The organism is Microbacterium sp. Bi128 (assembly GCF_918698205.1).
The window spans coordinates 1-4,578 of sequence record NZ_CAKKMM010000337.1 but is presented as its reverse complement, the minus strand read 5'-3'; the positions used below and the strand labels follow the sequence as shown (position 1 = coordinate 4,578).

General features: G+C 67.5%; 2 protein-coding genes. Both read right to left on the bottom strand.

What is annotated here, in order from left to right; all coding sequences use genetic code 11:
- A partial coding sequence (gene carB, locus LQV45_RS18435; protein ID WP_230008268.1) for a carbamoyl-phosphate synthase large subunit occupies positions 1-3,284 on the bottom strand: 3,284 nt, incomplete at its 3' end.
- Positions 3,284-4,513 carry a glutamine-hydrolyzing carbamoyl-phosphate synthase small subunit gene (carA, locus tag LQV45_RS18430; RefSeq protein WP_230008267.1) on the bottom strand — a complete coding sequence of 410 codons (1,230 nt, stop codon included), beginning with the start codon at positions 4,511-4,513 and terminating at the stop codon, positions 3,284-3,286. The genes carB and carA, both read right to left, overlap by 1 nt.
- Between the last annotated feature and the right edge of the window lie 65 nt (positions 4,514-4,578).

The following is a 4,578-nucleotide window of genomic DNA, read 5'->3' as shown; positions in this document are numbered from 1 at the left end:
GCCTTCAGGTTCGCGGCGTGTTCCTGCAGGCTCGTGACCGACCATTCGTAGGTGCGCAGCGCCTCGATGGCCTGGACGGCCGCGTTGAACTCGGCCACGGTGGTGATGCACGGGATCCCGATCGAGGTCGCGGCGGCACGGAGTTCGTAGCCGTCGCTGCGGGCCTCGCCGCCGGAGGGTGTGTTGAATACCATGTCGATCTCGCCGGCGATGATGAGGTCGGCGATGGTGCCTTCGCCTTCGGCGCTGGAGCCTTCGGCGACCTTCCGGACCGGGGTGGCCTGGATCCCGTTGCGGCGGAGCACGTCGGCTGTGCCGCCGGTGGAGACGATCTCGAAGCCGAGGTCCGAGAGCCGCTTGACGCCCATGATGACCGAGCGCTTGTCCCGGTTGGCCACCGAGACGAAGATCTTGCCCTCGGTGGGCAGGGCGTTGTTCGCGGCCGCCTGGCTCTTGGCGAAGGCCGTGTCGAAGTGCTTGTCGATGCCCATGACCTCGCCCGTGGAGCGCATTTCCGGGCCGAGCAGGGAGTCGACCACCTTGCCCTCCGGGGTGCGGAAGCGGCTGAACGGCAGCACGGCTTCCTTGACCGAGACCGGCGCGTCCAGCGGCAGGGTGGAGCCGTCGCCGCTCTCCGGCAGCATCTTGTAGGCGCTGCGGAGCTGGTTGATGGTGACGCCGGTGCCGATCAGGGCCGCGGCTTTCGCCATCTGGACACCCGTGGCCTTGGAGACGAACGGGACGGTGCGGGACGCGCGCGGGTTGGCTTCGAGGACGTAGAGCACGTCGGAGGCCAGGGCGAACTGGATGTTGATCAGGCCGCGGACGCCCACGCCCTCGGCGATCGCCAAGGTGGCGGTCCGCACCCGTTCCAGCACGTTGCCGCCCAGGGTGATGGGCGGCAGGACGCAGGCCGAGTCGCCTGAGTGGATGCCGGCCTCCTCGATGTGTTCCATGATGCCGCCGAGGTACATCTCCGTGCCGTCGTAGAGGGCATCGACGTCGATCTCGACGGCGTCCTCGAGGAAGCGGTCGATCAGCACCGGGTGGTCGGGGGTGATCTCGGTGGCGTTGGCGATGTAGCGGGAGAGGTTGGGCTCGTCGTAGACGATCTCCATGCCGCGTCCGCCGAGGACGTAGGAGGGCCGGACCAGGACCGGGTAGCCGATCTCGTCGGCGATCTTCTTGGCGTCCTCGAAGGACACGGCGGTGCCGTTCTTCGGCGAGACGAGCCCGGCCTTGTCGAGGACGCGGGAGAAGGCGCCGCGGTGTTCGGCCAGGTCGATGGCCTCCGGCGAGGTGCCGAGGATCGGCACGCCGGCGTCGGCGAGCTGCTGGGCGAGCTTGAGCGGGGTCTGGCCGCCGAGCTGGACGAAGACGCCCATGACCCCGCCGGTGCGCTCCTCGGCCGCGATGACCTCGAGGACGTCCTCCAGGGTGAGCGGCTCGAAGTAGAGCCGGGTGGAGACGTCGTAGTCGGTGGAGACGGTTTCCGGGTTGCAGTTGACCATCACGGTCTCGTAGCCGGCCTTGCGCAGCGCCATCGAGGCGTGCACGCAGGAGTAGTCGAACTCGATGCCCTGGCCGATCCGGTTGGGGCCGGACCCGAGGATGATGATGGACGGCTTGGCGTGCAGCGCAACCTCGTCCTCCTCGTCATAGGAGGAGTAGTGGTACGGGGTGTAGGCGGCGAACTCGGCCGCGCAGGTGTCCACGGTCTTGTAGACGGGACGGATGCCCAGGGCCTGCCGGACCCCGCGGACTACGTCCTCGGAGTTGTGGGTCAGCGCACCGATCTGTTCGTCGGAGAAGCCGTGGCGCTTGGCGCGGGTCAGCATCTCCGGCGTCAGCGCCGCGGCCTGGCGGATTTCGAGCGAGATCTCGTTCAGCAGCTGGAGCTGGTCCAGGTACCAGGGGTCGATCTTGGTCGCCTCGAAGAGCTGTTCCACGGTGGCGCCGCCGAGCATGGCGCGCTGCACCTGGTGCAGGCGCTCGGTGGTGGGACGCTTGGCCTTCTCGATCAGCTCCGCGACTTCCCATTCCGGGACGTGGCTGAAGTCCAGCTGGGAGCCCTTCTGCTCCAGGGAGCGCAAGGCCTTCTGCAGCGCCTCGGTGAAGTTCCGGCCCATGGCCATGGCCTCGCCCACCGACTTCATGGTGGTGGTCAGGGTGGGGTCCGCCGCCGGGAACTTCTCGAACGCGAAGCGCGGGACCTTCACCACCACGTAGTCCAGGGTCGGTTCGAAGGACGCCGGGGACTTCTGGGTGATGTCGTTCGGGATCTCGTCCAGGGGGTAGCCGAGGGACAGCTTGGTGGCAATCTTCGCGATCGCGAAGCCGGTGGCCTTGGACGCGAGGGCGGAGGAACGGGAGACGCGGGGGTTCATTTCGATCACGACGACGCGGCCGGTGTCCGGCTCGACGGCGAACTGGATGTTGCAGCCGCCGGTGTCGACGCCGACTTCGCGGATGACGGCGATGGAGATGTCGCGCAGCCGCTGGTATTCGCGGTCGGTGAGGGTCAGGGCGGGGGCGACGGTGATGGAGTCGCCGGTGTGGACGCCCACGGGGTCGAAGTTCTCGATGGAGCAGACCACCACGACGTTGTCGTTCTTGTCGCGCATCATCTCGAGCTCGTACTCCTTCCAGCCGAGGATGCTCTCTTCGAGCAGCACCTCGGACGTGGGGCTGTACTGCAGGCCCTGGCCGACAATCCGGCGCAGGTCCCCCTCGTCGTAGGCCAGCCCGGAGCCCAGGCCGCCCATGGTGAAGGAGGGCCGGACGACCATCGGGTAACCGAGGTCACCGGCCGCGGCGAGAGCCTCGTCCATGGTGTGGATGATGTGGCTGCGGGCCGACTCGGCGCCGCAGCGCTCGACGACGCCCTTGAACTTCTCGCGGTCCTCGCCCAGCTCAATCGCGGCGATATTGGCGCCGATCAGCTCGACGTTGTACTTCTCCAGGACGCCGTTCTTGTCCAGCGCGATGGCCGTGTTGAGGGCCGTCTGGCCGCCGAGGGTCGGCAGGAGCGCGTCGGGGCGCTCCTTGGCGATGATTTTCTCCACCACTTCGGGGGTGATCGGTTCGATGTAGGTCGCGTCAGCGAACTCGGGGTCCGTCATGATGGTGGCCGGGTTGGAGTTGACGAGGATGACCCGCAGGCCTTCCTCCTTGAGGACGCGCAGCGCCTGGGTGCCGGAGTAATCGAATTCGGCCGCCTGGCCGATCACGATCGGGCCGGACCCGATGACCATGACGCTCTTGAGGTCAGTTCTCTTGGGCATTACTTCGTGTCCCCAGTCTTGGAATCGGTGGCAGTCTTTGTGCCGGTCTCTGTCTTTGAAGAAGCGTCCGCCATCAGCTCGATGAAGCGGTCGAAGAGGTAGGAGGCGTCGTGCGGGCCGGCGGCCGCTTCGGGGTGGTACTGCACGGAGAAGGCCGGAATGTCGAGGCAGGACAGCCCCTCGACGACGTCGTCGTTGAGGCTCACGTGGCTGACCTCGACCCGGCCGAAGCGCTCCTCGGGGGCCTGGGTGGCGCCGTTGAGCGGGGCGTCGACGGCGAAGCCGTGGTTCTGCGAAGTGATTTCGACCTTGCCGGTGCGGCGGTCCATCACGGGCTGGTTCAGGCCGCGGTGGCCGTAGCGGAGCTTGTAGGTGCCGAACCCGAGGGCCCGGCCGAGGATCTGGTTGCCGAAGCAGATGCCGAAGTACGGGATCTTCTCATCGAGCACGGAGCGCAGCAGCGCCACTTGGTTGTCCGCGGTGGCGGGGTCGCCGGGGCCGTTGGACATGAAGAAGCCGTCCGGGTTGACAGCCTGGACGTCGGCGAGGGTTGCCGTGGCGGGCAGCACGTGCACCCGGACCCCGCGCTCGGCGAACCGTACGGGGGTCATGCGCTTGATGCCCAAATCGATGGCGGCAATGCTGAACCGCGGCTCGCCGTCCCAGCCGAAGTCCTTGGGCTCCACCGTGTAGGCGGCGTCCACGCTGACTTCCTCGGCGAGCCGTGAGCCTTCCATCGGCGCGCTGGCCAGGACAGCGTCGACGAGTTCCTTGTCCGTGGCGCGGGCGGCGTCGCCGGAGAAGATGCCGGCGCGCATGGTCTTGTGTTCGCGCAGGTGGCGGGTGATGGCGCGGGTGTCGACGCCCTGGATGCCGACGATCCCCTGCTCGACGAGCTCGTCGTCGAGGGATCGCTCGGAGCGCCAGTTGGAGGGCCGGCGCGCGGCGTCGCGGACGATGTAGCCGGCCACCCAGATGCGGCGGGACTCGGCGTCGTCGGTGTTGACGCCGGTGTTGCCAATGTGCGGCGCGGTCTGGACCACGAGCTGGCGGGCGTAGGAGGGGTCGGTGATGGTCTCCTGGTAGCCGGTCATGCCGGTCGCGAAGACTGCCTCGCCGAGGGCCGTTCCGGTGGCGCCGTAGCTGGTGCCGCGGAAAATCCGGCCGTCCTCGAGCACGAGGACCGCGGGGGTGGATGCTGCTGCGGGTGCAGTGGGGTTAGCTGGCACTGATTCTTCTGTCACTGTTTTTTCTGACACTGCTGTTTCTGTCACTGTTTTCTCTGACACTGCTG